Source organism: Vibrio sp. 2096 (assembly GCF_033339595.1).
Taxonomy (GTDB): domain Bacteria; phylum Pseudomonadota; class Gammaproteobacteria; order Enterobacterales; family Vibrionaceae; genus Vibrio; species Vibrio alginolyticus.
In genome coordinates this window covers 234,829-252,659 of record NZ_JAWOUX010000005.1, presented here as the reverse complement: position 1 = coordinate 252,659, position 17,831 = coordinate 234,829, and the positions used below count along the sequence as shown (strand labels likewise).

15 protein-coding genes and 1 riboswitch are annotated in these 17,831 nt (G+C 44.7%); of the genes, 11 read left to right on the top strand and 4 right to left on the bottom strand.

Annotated elements, in window-relative coordinates; all coding sequences use genetic code 11:
- The first annotated feature begins 32 nt into the window (after nucleotides 1-32).
- The 4 genes from R7Q41_RS12315 (at nucleotide 33) to dapD (ending at nucleotide 3,879) form a co-directional block, all read left to right on the top strand.
- Entirely contained in the window at nucleotides 33-332 is a 300-nt protein-coding gene (locus R7Q41_RS12315; protein ID WP_005380208.1) for a YebG family protein, read from the top strand.
- Nucleotides 333-488: 156 nt separating this feature from the next.
- A riboswitch (Fluoride riboswitch) is annotated at nucleotides 489-564 on the top strand.
- 259 nt (nucleotides 565-823) lie between these two features.
- The gene (locus tag R7Q41_RS12310) at nucleotides 824-1,516 is read left to right on the top strand and encodes an iron-sulfur cluster assembly scaffold protein (RefSeq protein WP_005450903.1); all 693 of its coding nucleotides are present in this window, start codon (nucleotides 824-826) and stop codon (nucleotides 1,514-1,516) included.
- A 23-nt stretch (nucleotides 1,517-1,539) separates the two neighbouring features.
- Nucleotides 1,540-2,523: a GGGtGRT protein gene (locus R7Q41_RS12305; protein WP_086047013.1), complete on the top strand. Its 984-nt coding sequence runs from the start codon at nucleotides 1,540-1,542 to the stop codon at nucleotides 2,521-2,523.
- Between the two features lie 324 nt (nucleotides 2,524-2,847).
- Nucleotides 2,848-3,879 carry a 2,3,4,5-tetrahydropyridine-2,6-dicarboxylate N-succinyltransferase gene (dapD, locus tag R7Q41_RS12300; RefSeq protein ID WP_086047014.1) on the top strand — a complete coding sequence of 344 codons (1,032 nt, stop codon included), beginning with the start codon at nucleotides 2,848-2,850 and terminating at the stop codon, nucleotides 3,877-3,879.
- Between the two features lie 81 nt (nucleotides 3,880-3,960).
- Here the strand turns inward: dapD and glpQ are convergent, their stop codons facing one another.
- Entirely contained in the window at nucleotides 3,961-5,016 is a 1,056-nt protein-coding gene (glpQ, locus tag R7Q41_RS12295; RefSeq protein ID WP_005380201.1) for a glycerophosphodiester phosphodiesterase, read from the bottom strand.
- Nucleotides 5,017-5,072: 56 nt separating this feature from the next.
- The gene (gene glpT / locus R7Q41_RS12290; protein WP_005380199.1) at nucleotides 5,073-6,437 is read right to left on the bottom strand and encodes a glycerol-3-phosphate transporter; all 1,365 of its coding nucleotides are present in this window, start codon (nucleotides 6,435-6,437) and stop codon (nucleotides 5,073-5,075) included.
- 896 nt (nucleotides 6,438-7,333) lie between these two features.
- Between glpT and R7Q41_RS12285 the strand changes: the two genes are divergently transcribed.
- From R7Q41_RS12285 to R7Q41_RS12265, 5 genes are all read left to right on the top strand, one after another.
- Nucleotides 7,334-8,188 (top strand): MIP/aquaporin family protein, encoded by an 855-nt coding sequence (locus tag R7Q41_RS12285; RefSeq protein WP_005380195.1) that lies wholly within the window; start codon nucleotides 7,334-7,336, stop codon nucleotides 8,186-8,188.
- Nucleotides 8,189-8,247: 59 nt separating this feature from the next.
- On the top strand, nucleotides 8,248-9,765 hold the full coding sequence (gene glpK, locus R7Q41_RS12280; protein WP_005380193.1) for a glycerol kinase GlpK: 1,518 nt from the start codon (nucleotides 8,248-8,250) through the stop codon (nucleotides 9,763-9,765).
- A 159-nt stretch (nucleotides 9,766-9,924) separates the two neighbouring features.
- Nucleotides 9,925-10,716: a DeoR/GlpR family transcriptional regulator gene (locus R7Q41_RS12275; RefSeq protein WP_005380192.1), complete on the top strand. Its 792-nt coding sequence runs from the start codon at nucleotides 9,925-9,927 to the stop codon at nucleotides 10,714-10,716.
- 176 nt (nucleotides 10,717-10,892) lie between these two features.
- The gene (gene glpD / locus R7Q41_RS12270) at nucleotides 10,893-12,452 is read left to right on the top strand and encodes a glycerol-3-phosphate dehydrogenase (protein WP_017636005.1); all 1,560 of its coding nucleotides are present in this window, start codon (nucleotides 10,893-10,895) and stop codon (nucleotides 12,450-12,452) included.
- Nucleotides 12,453-12,727: 275 nt separating this feature from the next.
- On the top strand, nucleotides 12,728-13,681 hold the full coding sequence (locus R7Q41_RS12265; RefSeq protein ID WP_005380188.1) for a CorA family divalent cation transporter: 954 nt from the start codon (nucleotides 12,728-12,730) through the stop codon (nucleotides 13,679-13,681).
- Between the two features lie 73 nt (nucleotides 13,682-13,754).
- Here R7Q41_RS12265 and R7Q41_RS12260 read toward each other — a convergent pair whose 3' ends face one another.
- The gene (locus tag R7Q41_RS12260) at nucleotides 13,755-14,939 is read right to left on the bottom strand and encodes an NnrS family protein (RefSeq protein WP_171345832.1); all 1,185 of its coding nucleotides are present in this window, start codon (nucleotides 14,937-14,939) and stop codon (nucleotides 13,755-13,757) included.
- Between the two features lie 182 nt (nucleotides 14,940-15,121).
- On the opposite strand from R7Q41_RS12260, the gene R7Q41_RS12255 reads away from it, so the two are divergent.
- Nucleotides 15,122-15,673 carry a gamma-glutamylcyclotransferase family protein gene (locus R7Q41_RS12255; protein ID WP_042521366.1) on the top strand — a complete coding sequence of 184 codons (552 nt, stop codon included), beginning with the start codon at nucleotides 15,122-15,124 and terminating at the stop codon, nucleotides 15,671-15,673.
- A 38-nt stretch (nucleotides 15,674-15,711) separates the two neighbouring features.
- Here the strand turns inward: R7Q41_RS12255 and R7Q41_RS12250 are convergent, their stop codons facing one another.
- Nucleotides 15,712-16,299 (bottom strand): outer membrane beta-barrel protein, encoded by a 588-nt coding sequence (locus R7Q41_RS12250; protein WP_017636001.1) that lies wholly within the window; start codon nucleotides 16,297-16,299, stop codon nucleotides 15,712-15,714.
- Between the two features lie 420 nt (nucleotides 16,300-16,719).
- On the opposite strand from R7Q41_RS12250, the gene ebgR reads away from it, so the two are divergent.
- Nucleotides 16,720-17,706, top strand: a complete 987-nt coding sequence (ebgR, locus tag R7Q41_RS12245) for a transcriptional regulator EbgR (RefSeq protein ID WP_318108969.1) — start codon at nucleotides 16,720-16,722, stop codon at nucleotides 17,704-17,706.
- Nucleotides 17,707-17,831: the final 125 nt, after the last annotated feature.

Below are 17,831 nucleotides of genomic sequence, written 5' to 3'. Positions count from 1 at the left end.
CAGTATCAATACACCAAATTAGGGGACCAACCATGGCTGTAATCGTCAAGTACGTGGTAGAACGCAATGGAGAAGAGAAAATGACTTTTACCTCTAAAGCGGAAGCTGACGCATACGACAAAATGCTGGATATGGCAGACGAGTTATTCTCACTGCTGGGTAAAAGTGAACTTCTAGAAGACGAAGGTAAGCAAGAAGATCTTGCAATGTTCCTTGCGCAAAACAAAGAAGAAGTGCTTTACGCTCTTGGTGCAAAACGTAAACCTGCACCAAAAAAAGCAAAGAAGCTTGAAGCTGTTGAAGAAGATAGCGAGCAAGAAGACGCTGCATAAGCCTCTCATTTGTTTAGAAAAAACGTCGCATTATGCGGCGTTTTTTTATTCCTTCCGTTTATCTCCATATATCTCTGAGAATATAAAGAACCGATTTAATATCCCAAATTGCTCTAAATTTCATGTTGCAGATTAGTGTGACTTAGATCTAGTCTAAATGGGTTCGGTGATGGGGTACCACCGGAATCGAAAGATTCGAACCGCTGTTAAAGCTAATGACTCCTACAGAAACGAAAACAGGTCAGCCCTGTTGGAAGTGCTTTCGCTTATGTTGTGAAAGCGAGAGTTCTGTAGTGAGCAATTCAACTCTTCTCCAACCCCGCTCCTGTTTTCTCAAAAATTAAAAAGATATCCAAAATAGTTGTTAACTCAACAAGGCAACAAACGCATGAACCTCCTGAACATAGTTTTCTATTTGATGGAGCGAATAAGAGCAGTCAACGCCGTTGAGTCTGACAAATAGGCTGGATATCGTACACTGGGAAAACACTATGCAATACTCACACGAAATCCAATCAATGTGCCCGATTCAACGCGGCGATCTTCATGCATCTGCACCGATCCCTGTCGAAGGCGCAATGATCAATCCAAAAGACGTTATCGCGATTTCTGGTCTTAGCCACGGCGTTGGTGCTTGTGCTCCTCAACAAGGTGCAGCAAAACTGACTCTCAACGTTAAAAACGGCATCATCGAAGAAGCTTTGATCGAGACGATCGGCTGTTCTGGCATGACTCAATCCGCAGCGATGGCCGCAGAAATCCTAACAGGCAAAACTATTCTTGAAGCACTGAATACCGATTTGGTATGTGATGCTATCAACGTCGCGATGCGCGAAATCTTCCTTCAATTTGTTTACGGTCGCACTCAATCTGCTTTCTCTGAAGGCGGCTTGGAAATTGGTGCGGCACTGGAAGACCTTGGTCAAACTCAACGCAGCCAAGTGGGTACTAGCTACTCAACTAAAGCAAAAGGCGTGCGTTACATGGAGCTGGCTGAAGGCTACGTAACAAAACTCGCGCTAGACGAAAACAAAGAAGTGATTGGTTACCAATATCTCAACCTAGGCAAGATGATGAAAGCCATCAACGAAGGCGTATCTGCAGCAGAAGCAGCAGAAAAAGCAACGGGCACTTACGGTCGTTTTGACGAAGCCGTAACGACCATTAACCCACGCCAACAATAATTGCCACCAAGAGGAAAGAGATTATGAACACTCCAATTACTGAATCTGTACGTCGCACATTAGACGAAATGCAACTTTCTTCTCTGGAAGCGGCTTACCAATGCTGTATGGATCGTGGTATCGACCCTAAAGCACTAGTGATGGACACTCAACCTATCGCGTTTGAAAGCGCGGCAGATGCCTACACACTGGGCACCGCTTTGGCGATTTTCCGCGGAGCAAAAACAGCAGAAGAAGCAGCAAACATCATCGGTGAAGGTCTTCAGGCGTGCACTAAACCCGGCAGCGTGGCAGAGCAACGCCAAGTGGGTATCGGTCACGGTGCATTGGCGGCTCGTCTATTGAATGAAGAAAGCGGCTGTTTCGCTTTCCTTGCCGGTCACGAGTCATTCGCAGCGGCAGAAGGCGCAATCAAAATCGCACTAAACGTGAACAAATCACGCAAAAATCCGTTGAAAGTGATCCTGAATGGTTTAGGTAAAGACGCCGCTTACCTCATCTCACGCATCAATGGTTTCACTTACGTACGCACTCAATACAACTACCAAACTGGTGAGTTAGTGGAAGTAGAACGTCGCCGTTTCTCCCAAGGTCCACGTGGTGAGATCCTTTGCTACGGTGCAGACGATGTACGTGAAGGCGTGGCTATTATGCATAAAGAACAAGTGGATGTGAGCATCACTGGTAACTCGACTAACCCGACTCGCTTCCAGCACCCAGTTGCCGGTATCTACAAAGCAGAGCGTAACCGTGAAGGCATGCCTTACTTCTCTGTGGCATCAGGCGGTGGTACTGGTCGTACTCTACACCCAGATAACGTGGCGGCAGGCCCTGCCTCTTACGGCATGACAGACACTATGGGTCGCATGCACGCCGATGCACAATTCGCGGGTAGCTCTTCAGTACCTGCACACGTAGCGATGATGGGCTTCATCGGTATGGGCAATAATCCAATGGTAGGTGCAACGGTTGCACTTGCAGTAGCCGTCGGTGAACTTAGCCTCTAAGTCGATTTGTCGCTTTACTATCCAAAGCCAGTAAATCCAACAAACCCAGTGTAGGGGGAGTGACTTCGGTCCTCCCCTTATTTTTTGCGATGCCCCCTTCTACAACTTCACTGTGTCTCTGCCCAAAATCGGTCTGGTAAGGCTTTTGCGACACATTTCTCATCAGACAAACATATCTCTAAAAAGACAAAAGGTATCCATCTACGGACTTTCTCCATTTCCCCTCTTTAAACTCCCCAACACTCTCTTTATGATGACTGACAACTTAATTATTTCTTGTCAGTGAACAGACGAGACACAAGACTCAACACATGGAGATCAACTATGGCTTTCTTCTCTCTAGCCTTTGGTACGGCAACTAAAAACCGCGACGGCAAAATCATCGAAGCGTTTTTCCCAAACCCAGTTCTTAACCCAAGCGAAGCGCTTGTTAACGCACTAGCAGCAGTAGCAGGTTACGAGCAAGGCAACCAAGCTATCGAGATCTCTGCAGCACAAAGCGCAGAACTGGCAGCAGCATTTGAAGCAAACGGCGATGCGGCAAACGCATCTTTCGCAGCAAAAGCAGCAGAATCAGCACAACCACTTGTACTGGTTGTCCTTGCAACTGACGAGCAGCCACAAAGCGTTGCTGAAGGCTTCCTAAAACTTCAACTTATCTCTAACCGCCTAGTTCAACCGCACGGCACGGTACTAGACGGCATCTTCGGTCTACTACACAACATCGCATGGACTAACGAAGGTCCAATCGATCTACCTGAACTAGCAGAGCGTCAAATCGAAGCTCGCCTAGCGGGTCGTGCACTAAGCGTAGATTGCGTAGACAAGTTCCCTAAAATGGTGGACTACGTGGTACCAACTGGCGTTCGTATCGCTGACACTTCTCGCGTACGTCTTGGCGCACACGTTGGCGAAGGCACAACGGTAATGCACGAAGGCTTCATCAACTTCAACGCAGGTACAACTGGCGTGAGCATGGTTGAAGGTCGTATCTCTGCTGGCGTAGTGGTTGGTAACGGCTCTGACATCGGCGGCGGCGCATCTATCATGGGTACGCTATCTGGCGGCGGTAAAGTTGTGGTTTCTATCGGTGAAAACTCGCTACTAGGCGCGAACGCAGGTCTTGGTTTCCCAATGGGTGACCGTTGTACTATCGAATCAGGTCTATACGTAACTGCTGGTTCTAAAGTACGCATGCTAGATTCTGCTGGCCAAGAAGTAGAAGTAGTGAAAGCACGCGATCTTGCAGGTGTTTCTGACCTACTGTTCCGTCGTAACTCTGTAACAGGTCAAATCGAGTGTCTTGCTAACAAGAGCGCGGTTGAACTGAACAGCGAACTGCATAAAAACAACTAATTCATTCGTGAATTAGCCCTACGAAAAATCCCCCAGCAGGAAACTGTTGGGGGATTTTTTAGCTTACAGCAAAATGCGTGATTACTGATTTAAAAAGCTGACCGCTTTATCTGGGAAATCAGTAAACAAACCATCCACTTTTACTTGGTTGTAGTACACATCCATCATGCCTTCAAAGCTGTCAGTGTACGCTGGAATGCGTCCTGGATCGGCGCGGAACGTGTATGGATGCACTTGCAAGCCAGCGTCTTTTGCAGCCTTCATCAACGGCTTGATGATGATATTGTCTTTGGTTGACTTATCATCCACCAGCATCGGCTTCCAAGGTCCAATTCCTTCCGCGTAACTCGCTACTTTCTTCATTCCGTCGGCTTCGAACATCCAGTCATAACTGTATGGTGTTGCCTTGTCGCCTTTGTACACCATAGTTTCGTTCCAGTCCGTGTAAGCCATAAGCTGAACGAGCTTTAAGTCCATGTCCATTGCAGGCATGAGTTCACTGTTGATGCGTTGAAGTTCATTCGCATCAAAACACTGAAGGTAGACTTTGTCGTCTTGAGAGCCGTAACCGTACTGCTTCAAGACTTTAAGTACTGCTTTAGAAATGTCCTTACCTTCATGACGATGGAACCAAGGCGCTTTAATTTCTGGGTAAATACCGATGTCATAACCCAGCGTTTTGTTTAAGCCTTGGATCAGCTCAATCTCTTCAGCAAACGTCGGCACGGTGAAGTCAGATTTCCACATAGGGAATCGGGTTGGATAGCCCGCTACTTTGTTGCCTTTCTCATCGATGTTGAACCCTTCGGTAACTCGCAAGGATTTGATTTCCGCCAGAGTGAAATCAATCGCGTAATAACGACCATCTTTACGTGCACGATCAGGAAAACGCTCCGCAACATCCGTTACGCGATCGAGATAATGGTCATGCAACACGACCAACTGGTCGTCTTTCGTCATTACCACATCTTGCTCTATGTAGTCAGGTTTCATTGCGTAAGCAAGTGCTTTGGCTTCTAGCGTGTGCTCAGGCAAGTAGCCCGATGCGCCACGATGCGCAATGACAAGCGGCTTCGCAATCGCACCAGCAGAGAGGCTAAGTGCTAAAAAAGTAAGACATACTGACTTTGTTTTCATTGTTATTTCCTTGATAAAGCGAAGAGGCAGTATTCCACTGCCTCTTTAAATAAATATTACGCTAGCGCTTCCTTCTCGCGCTCTTTTTGCTCGTGGTGCGCACGTTCACCTAAAAAGGCGTACATCAAACACACGATAGAAGTAATACAAGAACCCACTAAGATGATAAAGCCACCATCCCAGCCAAAGTGGTCTACGGTGTAGCCCAAAATCGCGTTTGCGGCAACTGCCCCACCCAGGTATCCAAACAAACCAGTAAGACCAGCGGCAGTACCTGCCGCTTTCTTCGGAGCGAGTTCAAGTGCGTACAAACCGATCAGCATAACCGGACCATAGATTAGGAAGCCAATTGCAATAAGCGCCATCATATCTACTGTTGGGTTGCCTGCAGGGTTAAACCAATAAACCATCACTGCAACTGTCACTAACACCATAAATAAGATACCAGCAGGTGCACGACGACCTTTGAACAATTTGTCAGAGATCCAACCACACAATAGTGTTCCTGGAATGCCAGCCCATTCGTATAAGAAATAAGCCCATGACGATTTATCTACCGAGAAATCCTTCGCTTCTTTTAGGTAAACAGGTGCCCAGTCCAGTACGCCGTAACGAATTAGGTAAACAAATGCGTTTGCAATTGCAATCGACCAAAGAAGTTTGTTGTTGAAGACGTATTTGAAGAAGATTTCCTTCGCTGTCATTTCTTGTTCATGGGACTTGTCATAGTCATCTGGGTAATCGTCTTTGTATTCTTCAATAGGAGGCAGACCACAAGACTGAGGGGTATCGCGAACCGTCATCCAAACAAACACAGCAACTAACGTGGCGAAAAATGCAGGAACATAAAATGCAGTGCGCCAATCATCATTAAATGCCCACAGGCCAAGAATAAATAGTGGACCAATCAAACCGCCACCCACGTTGTGCGCCACGTTCCAAACCGAAACGATCTCACCACGCTCTTTACGTGACCACCAGTGCACCATGGTTCGGCCACAAGCAGGCCACCCCATCCCTTGGAACCAACCGTTTAAGAAAAGCAAAATGAACATCGCAGTGACGCTACCAGTCGCCCATGGCATAAAGCCAAAGCAAAACATCACTAATGCAGACATCAATAGGCCGCCACTAAGGAAATAGCGAGGGTTGGAGCGGTCTGAAACGCTGCCCATTAGAAACTTAGAGAGACCATATGCAATGGAAACAGCTGCCAAGGCGACACCTAAGTCTCCGCGGCTAAAGCCTTGCTCGATAAGATAAGGCATCGCCAAACTGAAGTTTTTACGAACTAGATAGTAACCGGCGTAGCCAACAAAGATACCGATAAAGAGTTGCCAACGGAGGCGAGAGTAGGTGCTATCGATGCTGCCAGGGGACAGACGATCAATGTGCGCCTTAGGTTTGAATATTCCAAACATAGGAACCTCATTATTTTGTATGCGATGGTAAAAACACAAAAGGAGCGAACGAAACAAAATAAATCTTCGTTCGAAAGTTCATGAATTGTATGGAGTTAGGATTTTATTTCTGTGACAAATGTTGCACATGGATTAAATATAAGTAAATACAGTAAATTATATGAGCATTAATTAGATCATCGTTCAACTTTACTCAAGATTCGTTAATATTAAACTGATGTTCAAACCTCTCACTTGAGCATTCCAATTCGAAACCTTTGAAACAAAGGCTCGAATTAGAACATAAACTAACCGTAAAAAGGGCGATTTACGCCTGCCCTACTCGCTCCGAACCAACTAATAACTAAAAAGCTGAAAAACGATCACGTTTAGCATCAAACGAAATAAAAAAAACAATTTTTATTTGAATACAAGCCGAAGCAATGATTCACAAACACAAGACATTAACAGCGTTTATTCTCTTATCAACTCATCCTATTGGTACCAATGGGATGACGATTTTTTCTAAAAGTCCAAACATGACAGCGTATTTTTTATATCACTGCTATCCCTTGATACATTTGACATTCCGCTACTCCTTTAGGGTTAATTGCTACACAAGTTCTGTGCAATAAGTCTCCAAGCACGTAGCAGCTTCACAAAACTCCTCTTACCAGTTGTGCATTCTTTTTCACATCGGTAATTTGAGCGCTCTCATCACTGGCCTCGTGACAAATAAATTATTTTCGTTGTGTTCTTTTCCGGTTAAAAGATGCGCCATTTAACAAAAACGAAGACTTTGATTAACAAATTTATGCTCAAACGCTCATTTTTAACGCTCGTTTGTTTTCGCAAACGTTTATATATGCACAATAGTATCGTGCTAGACAGGCAAAAATGATCAAAGGACTTTTAACATGACAACGAACAAACACCCCTCTCTGCTTGGAGAATGTTTGGCCGAGTTTATCGGTACAGGACTACTTATTTTCTTCGGCGTAGGCTGTGTTGCAGCCTTAGTTCTAACAGGCGCATCATTTGGACAATGGGAAATCAGTATTGTATGGGGCTTCGGTGTCGCCATCGCTATTTACTGTACGGCTGGCGTCTCTGGTGCACACATCAACCCTGCCGTTACCATCGCACTTGCTATGTTCCATGGTTTTGATAAGGCGAAAGTGGTGCCATACATTATCGCTCAAATGCTTGGGGCATTCTGTTCTGCTGCGTTGGTTTACAGCTTATACAGCAACCTTTTCACCGACTACGAAATCGCTCATAACTTCGTTCGCAGCAGCCAAGATGCACTAGCAACTGCTGGTATCTTCTCAACCTATCCGCATGCCTCCCTCTCTTTCTTTGGTGCTTTTGCTGTGGAATTCGTTATCACTGCTGTGCTGATGTTTGCGATTCTGGCTCTGGGCGATGAAAATAACGGCGCGGCACGTGGCGCAATGAACCCTCTATTGATCGGTATTTTGATTGCCGTCATCGGTGGTTCACTTGGCCCACTAACAGGCTTTGCGATGAACCCTGCTCGTGACTTTGGACCGAAGCTGTTCGCTTACTTCGCAGGCTGGGATTACGCTCTGACAGGTGCTAAAGACATTCCTTACTTTATCGTGCCTTTACTTGCTCCGATTGCAGGTGCGTGTTTTGGTGGTTGGTTGTATCCAAAAGCGATTGCCGCTTACCTTCCACAACAAGGTCACGGTTGCACGATTCCAAACCAATGTGAGACGGAAGAAGAAACAGAAGAAGCTAGAGCTTAAAACTGACGTAACTCGAACATTTACTAAAATATAAATAACGAAACAAAAGGATTCTTACCATGACTGAGCAAAAATACATTGTTGCCCTAGACCAAGGTACAACAAGCTCTCGCGCAGTGATTCTTGATCATGATGCGAACATCGTAAGCGTCGCGCAACGCGAATTTACTCAGATTTATCCAGAAGCAGGTTGGGTTGAACATGATCCAATGGAAATTTGGGCAACACAAAGCTCTACCTTAGTAGAAGCTCTAGCTAAGTCTGGCATCCGTAGCGACCAATTAGCGGCTATCGGTATTACTAACCAGCGTGAAACGACCATCGTCTGGAATAAAGAAACAGGTAAACCCGTTTACAATGCGATCGTATGGCAATGTCGCCGTACTGCTGATATCTGTGAAGATTTAAAAGCACGCGGTCTCGAAAACTATGTACGTGACAACACTGGTTTGGTGCTTGACCCTTACTTCTCCGGTACCAAAGTTAAATGGATTCTGGACAATGTTGAAGGCGCACGAGAAGACGCAGAAGCAGGCAAGCTTTTGTTTGGTACTGTCGATACTTGGTTAGTTTGGAAGATGACTCAAGGTCGCGTTCACGTAACCGACTACACTAACGCATCGCGTACCATGCTGTTTAACATCAACGATCTATGTTGGGATCAAAAAATGTTAGATGAGCTTGGCATCCCAGCATCTATGATGCCAGAAGTGAAGCGCTCATCGGAAATTTACGGTAAAACCAACATCGGTGGTAAAGGCGGTACTCGTATTCCTATTTCTGGAATCGCAGGTGACCAACAAGCGGCGCTTTACGGCCAAATGTGTGTTGAAGCGGGTCAAGCGAAAAACACTTACGGTACGGGTTGTTTCTTGCTAATGAATACGGGCCAAGAAAAAGTCACTTCGACACATGGCCTTCTAACGACTTTGGCTTGTGGTCCTGCAGGCGAACCAGCTTATGCACTTGAAGGTGCCGTATTCATGGGAGGAGCTTCAATCCAATGGCTACGCGATGAATTGAAAATCCTAAACGGTGCAGAAGACTCTGAATACTTCGCGACAAAAGTGGATACATCAAACGGCGTTTATGTCGTGCCTGCATTTACTGGTTTAGGCGCACCATACTGGGATGCCTACGCACGTGGCACGATTGTCGGCCTTACTCGCGGTGTGAATTCAAACCATATCATCCGTGCAACATTGGAAGGCATCGCTTATCAAACTCGTGACGTACTGGATGCGATGCAAGCTGACTCAGGCATTAAGCTTGCGAACCTTCGCGTCGATGGTGGTGCAGTAGCGAACAACTTCCTCATGCAATTCCAATCCGATGTATTGAACACAGAAGTACACCGCCCTCAAGTAACTGAGGTTACCGCTCTTGGTGCAGCCTACCTTGCCGGCCTTGCAGTTGGTTACTGGGATAGTATTGATGAGTTGCAGAATAAAGCGGTACTTGATCGCACCTTTGAGCCACACGATGATGAAGAAAAACGCAATCGTCGTTACAAGGGCTGGAAACGTGCAGTGAAATGTGCACAAACCTGGTCTGAACTTCACGACGAAGAAGATTAATCTCATCTCCATAAGAAAAAAAGAGCGCCATTTGTGCGCTCTTTTTGCGCTTTATCCCCGATTCCTGAACTCGCTTACTTCTCACAACGAGCAAATTCGAGCACAATAGAGCTTCGAATTTGAAGCATTGGCCGTTACCAATGCACAAGGGAGTGGTAAGTGAAGCAAATACCTCGACACCAGCAGATTGTTGAGCTGGTGAAAAAACAAGGCTATGTCAGCACGGATGAGTTGGTAGAAAGATTCAATGTCAGCCCACAAACCATCCGACGCGATCTCAATGAACTCGCCGATGACAACAAAATTCGTCGTTATCACGGTGGAGCCACTATTCCTCTCAGTTCTGAAAACACATCTTACAACACGCGTAAAGCGCTCAACTTCAATGAAAAAGATGTCATTGCAGACGAGGTAGTCAAACACATTCCAGATGGTGCCACACTATTCATCGATATCGGCACCACACCAGAAGCAGTTGCGCGAGCGCTCAATAAAAATCATAAACAGTTGCGTGTTGTCACCAACAACATCAATGTTGCGACCATTCTTTTCCCTAACCCTGAAATCAAAGTCATCTTAGCGGGTGGAGAAGTCCGCAGCAGAGACGGCGGTATTGTTGGCGAGGCTACCCTCGATTTCGTTAAACAGTTCCGTCTCGACTTTGGTATTCTCGGCATTAGCGGTATCGACTTCGATGGCTCGCTATTAGACTTTGATTACCACGAAGTCCGGGTAAAACAAGCGATAATTGACAATAGCCGTAGTGTATTTCTTGCCGTAGACCACACCAAGTTCGGGCGCAATGCTATGGTGAAACTAGGCAATATTGCACAGCTCAACATGATCTTTACCAATAAGCAGCCACCAGAAGAAATCTTGTCAATTTTGAAGGAAGCTTCTATCCCACTTGAAGTGGTTGAAGCTAACGAATCAAACTCCGAAAACGAGTAACGTCAATCGTATAATTCCCCCTCAAATGACCTCTGCCTTAATTAGACAGAGGTTTTTTTGTGTCTAAATCACACAAAACGCTCACAAACGAAAATAATAGATGATCACAAACGAAACCTGAGCTAGGATTACATTATGTTCTAAAATGCTCGTTCGCTCACCAAGAGGTCAAATTTATGAGTATACAAAATAATGCTTCCACTACTAGCTCATCCACTACCTTAGACTTGATCGTAATCGGTGGCGGCATTAACGGAGCTGGTATTGCAGCAGACGCAGCTGGCCGAGGTTTGAGTGTTGGCTTATATGAAGCAAATGACTTCGCATCTGCGACTTCTTCAGCAAGTTCTAAACTGATACACGGCGGTTTACGCTACCTTGAACACTACGAGTTTCGTTTAGTTTCGGAAGCGCTCGCAGAGCGTGAGGTTATTCTTCGTAAAGCACCACACGTCGCATTACCAATGCGTTTCCGTTTACCGCATCGCCCATTCCTACGCCCAGCTTGGATGATTCGTTGTGGCCTTTTCCTTTACGATAACTTGGGTAAACGTACGACGCTGCAAGGCAGTAAAACCGTCAACCTTGCGAAATCTGGCTTGCTAAAACCAGAGATGAAAACGGGTTTCGAATACTCTGACTGTTGGGTTGATGATGCACGTTTAGTATTACTGAACGTTCTTGCGGCTCGCGAAAACCATGCTGAAGTACGTAACTACTGCCGCGTGGAAAAAGCACACCGTGAAGGTGGTATCTGGCACGTTACTATTCACGATGTGATGACAGACCAACGTTTCGAACGTAAAGCGAAAGCGTTAGTCAATGCTGCGGGGCCTTGGGTAAAACAGTTCTTTGATGATGGATTAGAGCAAGCCTCTCCTCGTAACATTCGCTTAATCAAAGGCTCGCACATCGTTGTTCCTCGTATCCACAACGAACCGCAAGCCTACATCCTTCAAAACAAAGACAATCGCATCGTATTTATGATTCCTTACTTAGATAAGTTCTCAATCATTGGTACAACAGATGTGGAATACAAAGGTGACCCACGTGAAGTGTCGATCTCAGATGACGAAGTCGATTACCTCATTGATATCGTAAACCAACACTTTGTCCACCAGTTGACTCGCGAAGATGTAGTTTGGACATACAGCGGTGTTCGTCCTTTATGTGACGATGAATCTGACTCTCCGCAAGCAATCACACGAGACTACACGCTAGAGCTCGATGCGGAATACGACCATGCACCTCTGCTTTCTGTTTTTGGTGGTAAGTTAACGACCTACCGTAAGTTAGGTGAAGCAGCAATGAAAAAGCTAGCTCCGTTCCTACCTGAAATGGGTAAAGACTGGACTGCCAACCAAACCCTTCCTGGTGGTAACTTCAGCTGTAGTCGTGAACAATTAGCTAAACAAATTCACGCTAAATACACCTGGGCGCCAGAAGCATTGATTCTTCGTTATGTCACACAGTTTGGTACCCAAACGTGGAACTTAATGGAAGGTACAACAAGTGAAGCTGACTTAGGACAAACGTTCTCGGCACAAGCAGGTGGTGTTTACCAACGTGAGATCGATTACTTAATGAACCATGAAATGGCAATGACCGATGAAGACATTTTATGGCGCCGTACTAAGCTTGGTCTTTACATGAACGAGGAAGAAAAACAGGCCTTAACGGACTATTTAAAGAAAAAGCTACAACAGAAAGTGGTTAATCTTTCTCAAGTTGGCTAACAGCTCCCCTCCCTCCCCCACAATAAAGCCTGCTTAGTTGCAGGCTTTTTGTTTTGTTGTTTAAGCACAACACCTTGGTGCGCTCCACTCGATTGCAAATAAGAACAACTATTCATAGACATTTGGCGTTAAATACAATCATACTCATTTGAAAGATAATGCATCAATGACTTCAGAGTACCGTACTCAGAGTATTGCCTCTGTATGGCAATGCAATTCTCGCGAAAGAAGTATCTTGAGGTTATTTTGGTATCGGCTCAAACAAGGAAAAGAAAATGGGTTTTATGATTGAACATTGGGACTTCTCAACCCCAGAAGCAACTCAACAATCCACCACGGCAGAGCAAATTCAAGCTAAGCATTGGTACCATTGCGAACGGCTGCATCCTGATATTCGTGGTTGGCTGGAGCAGAACCAAGTACCTCGAGCTACGGTTGATCATCTATTAGCCGACGAAAGCCGACCATCTTTCCATCCTTTGGATGACGAGAACTTCATGTTGATTTTACGAGGCGTCAATATGAACGGCAATGCATCACCAGAAGATATGCTTAGTATTCGAATTCTCTACTTTCAAGGCGCACTCATTTCAACTCGTAAAATTCCATCACGCGCGATCATGGAGATTCGCCAAGCATTAGCGGAACACAAAGGCCCAAAAAGTCTTGCCAGTTTACTTCATCAGATCATTGAAGGATTAAACAGTAAAATAGACATTTACCTTGATACGATTGAAGAAACACTAAACCAGTTCGATGTGAATGATGAGTCGACGTACAAACATATGGCTACTCAAAAAGCACTGATTTCTATCAAGCGTTTTATTCGTCCTCAGCAGTACGCTATCCGTGATCTTGTGGAGTCAGAATCAGAATTGATTGCTTTGAGACCTCATCAATATCGCTTCGCACACAATAATATTACGCGCATAAATGAAACACTTGAGTTTTATCTTGGAGAAGTGGCGCTTTTCCAAGAAGAGATCAAACATCATCGTGATGAGAAAACCAATAAAAACAGTTACCTGTTTACTTTGGTAGCAACGATTTTTCTACCAACCAGCTTCTTAACAGGTTTACTCGGTATCAATGTTGGTGGAATGCCAGGCGTGGATTCCACCATGGCATTCACCTGGTTCTGCATCGCCTTAATTGTCATTTTTGGTCTAGAGTGGTGGCTATTTAAACGCTTGGGGCTCACGAATAAAGCGGACGACGAAGACGAATAAACACTAAACCTATAAAGAACAAAAACCAAAAGAGGAGCACGCGGCTCCTCTTTTCTCTACTCACATTAGAATCTTATCCGGGGTGACCATCCACACGAGGGGTCACAAGCATCACACCAAAGCGCCACACAAATAGCCCAAACGCAACAATCCATAATCCACCGCTGATATCAATCCACAGTATCATGTTCGCTGGATCAAAGATCACGGCGAAACTGCGAACCAAAGCTGCCGCGGTAATCGCTGCAAACGCAAGGCTCATGTTTGGCCCTTTGTAGATCATGCGACCAGTATGTCCCATCGTCACCCGTGTAATCATCGCTAAAATCAAACCGCCTAACGCACCTATCGCAAACAGGTGAATGAGGTTATGGCTGGCAAATGCATCTCCCCAGACGCCTCGCAAAATTAAGCTTAGTGGTAAACACAAATACGCAGCATGCAGCGACCACACTAAAGGCTCGTTCAGGGTTAACCAAGGTTTCCAGCGAACAAAACGCACCAACTGAGCAACACCTGCAAATAGCATCAAAGGACTACCTAGTTCTGCAAACGTCACAGGGAAAAAGCTCAGCACAAATAGCATTACCAATGGCAAGTTCGCGAACCACTCTAACCAAGCCAATGGTTGCGCTTTTTCGAAATTAAATCGACGCGCAGTAAAAAATGGAATTACACGTCCGCCCATCACTGACAACAGCAAGGTAAACCACCACAGCATTGCTTGCCACACCGCTGAAGAGCTAAAGGGCGGCATACCTTTTATCGTTGCGTAGCTTGCAAAGTTCGCAAAGATGGCTAAAAGAAACAGTGGAACGAAAAACAAATTACGCCAACCTTTGGCTCGATACACACGAATGCCCACCTCATAGGTGACAAACAGTAAAAATACCGCTTCGATACTGCTGGTTAACCATAACGGTGCTTGTGTCCAAAGCAATATGCGGGGCACTAACCACAAGCCAAATAAAGCCAGAAGCATGTAATGCTTGGTACCATTAATGCCAGTCCAGTTTTGTACCGCGGTCAGTACAAAGCCAACTACAATGGCCATCGAAAAACCGAACAACATTTCATGTACGTGCCACCATAATGCAGGCACGGCTAATGCGTTTGGCTGTCCGCCTTGGAACATCCACACCCACAACGCAATCGCAACAATGGCGTAAATCGACCCAAACAGAAAAAACGGCCGAAAGCCTAATCGCAGCCATGCGGGGATTTTTTCTTCTACTTTTTTATCGGTGATATTCAGCATTATCTTGCCCTCAAGCGTCTCTCGATGCTGGTTAACTCAACTACATATTGATGCTACCATAAACATGTATAAAAAATACATGTTTATAATTAAGATTATACTTAAGAGGTAAAGTTGTGCTTCAGATGCGGGTTAGGTATAAACATGAGAGGCACAACTATCAGTTAAGGGATGCAACGACAATGTACATATTTGGCTATGGCAGTTTGATTAATTCTGCGTCACGTAAATTAACCGGACAAACGGGAGAAGCCATTCCCGTCATAGCACATGGGTTGGTTCGCTACTGGGGGAAGATTGACGACAGCTACAGTCTCTCTCCATTAGTGGTGAACCAAGGCGATGGACAGGTTAATGGCGTTTTACTCGAAGTGAATAAAGAAGCGCTCGCAGAATTCGACCGCCGTGAGCGAGGTTATCATCGTATTCAACTTCAGCCAGATCAAATCGAAACAGATGCGAGTTTTAACCAAGAACATGACATTTGGGTTTACGTAAAAGACGAGCCACTACCACCATGCGCAAAGAGCCCAATCATGCAAAGTTATGTTGATACCGTGCTGGCAGGTTGCTTGGAAGTTTCCCACGCGTTTGCAGAGCATTTTGTGCGTCACACCATTGGCTGGCAACACGCGAAAGAAAATGACCGCCATCAACCCAAATATGGCAACCTTGCAGGCGTACAAGATCACCATTATGAGTTGATTGATAATCTGATCAAAAAAGGAGCCTAACGGCTCCTTTTTAGTATCTATGTTTTGCTTACGCGAGCTTAAAACTTGTAATCAACACCAACGTACAGGCTGTCAAAATCAAAATCTTCGCTGCCACCGTTTTCGGCATCAATACTTACCGAAGAAGCACGGTAGCCACCAGATACAACCAAACCTGAAGCGAACTCATAACCAGCCTCAACACCGTAGTTAAAGCCTACATCACGACCATCATCGGTAACAGTGCTAGATGATTTCACTTCATAAGAAACACTCATTACACCAAGGCCAGCAATCGCACCAACATAGAAGCCTGTACCTGCAAATTGGTATTTAGGCTTCGCATTGAAATTGAACGCAGAAGCATCAACACTAAATTTAACCGGCCACCCCATGTAAGAAAATGTTTCTTCAAAGTCGCCAAAGTATATGTACTCACCTTCAAAAGCTAGTTTGAAGTTTTCTGAATATTGAAGCTCTTTACCTACAGCAAGGCTAAGACCTGTCGCAGAAAAATCTTTTGACAAGCTTTTAACTTTAAGATCTGAATTTACCAAATCAGCACCAACATACCAGTTACCTTTTGCTTGAACTGATGCTGAAGCAACCACTGCACCTAAAGCCAATAATGGCAATACTTTTTTCATTATAATTTCCTAATTTTTCATACTGTTAGACAGCTTTTAAAAGCGCGGAGATTATAAATAGAGTTGAATACTTTCCTATTGATTTGTTTATAAAATGAGACACAAAACATAAACATGAACAATAAAACGTTTGCTTGTTTAAACTCTAAACAGCTCCACTCCTATTAAGTACTAGAGTTACCACAAGTAACAAGTCTCCAAACCAGTCGCGTTTTTCAGTATTTTTACAGCAATATAATCCTTACGTTTACGGCTTTATTTATTACTCAATAGAGTCTATTTCATGAAAACAAGTTGGCTTGATATGATGATTTAAAGTGTTTAGGACTGTCTTACTAAAGGTTTGTGCATACCTAAGTAGCTGTTTAAAATAGTCAGATTATTGAGCTCACACTTGGGCAGTGCCAACGGGAAATTTACATGGCAAAGCTAAAAGATATCGCCATTGAAGCAGGCGTCTCACTTGCAACCGTATCGCGGGTTTTGAACAACGACCCAACGTTGAGCGTTAAAGAAGAAACCAAATACCGCATTTTGGAAATTGCAGAAAAACTGGAGTACCGCACCAGTAGCTCGAAGAAAGGCATCAAAGAAGCTAAGCAAAAACATCACTTTTTAGCCTTATATAACTACAAACAAGAAACAGAGGTGAATGACCCTTACTACTTATCAATTCGTCATGGGATTGAAACGCAATGCGACAAATTAGGTATTACGCTAACCAATTGCTATAACAGTGAAATTGATGTTGAAACGAAAAAGATAACAGGTGTCCTTTTAGTCGGAAATGTCGACCAAAAGGTAGTAGATAAATTACCTAAACGTCTAGCCGATAGCATCTGCTACATAAACTTTTCAGATCCAACCTGCCCTTATGATTGCGTTGATGTCGACCTTATTCGAGTCAGTAGGCAAGTAGTTGATTTCTTTGTACAACGAGGCCACCGCCGCATCGGTTATATTGGCGGTCAAGACAAGCACGACGCAGCTGACACTCGTGAAAATGTGTTTTTGGGCTATGGCTATCTAAAAGGCGTGGTCGCAGAACAAGATATACACTATTGTGCCTGCTCTAGTTTGTCCGGTTATAACTTAGCGAAAGAGATGCTAGCCAAAGGTGACTTCCCGAAAGCAGTATTCATTGATTCAGACTCCATCGCGATTGGCATAGTACGTGCAATCCATGAATTTGGCTTAAAGATACCAGAGGATATTACGTTGATTAGTATGAATGATATTCCTACTGCTCGCTTTACCTTTCCGCCATTGTCTACAATTCGTATTCACTCTGAGTTGATGGGAACTCAGGGAGTGAACTTACTGGTGGAAAAATACCGAGATGGACGCTTACAACCTCTTTATGTATACGTGCAAACAGAGCTTAAACTACGTGGTACAACTCAATGATACCTTTTCCATTAATCTCTTTTATGAATTAAATCTGAAACATCCCCCCTTACCAAAGACATTCATTTTGCACAATCAGTACTGTTTCGGTGTAACGCCGATAGCTCAGCGGGTAGTAAGGAGTT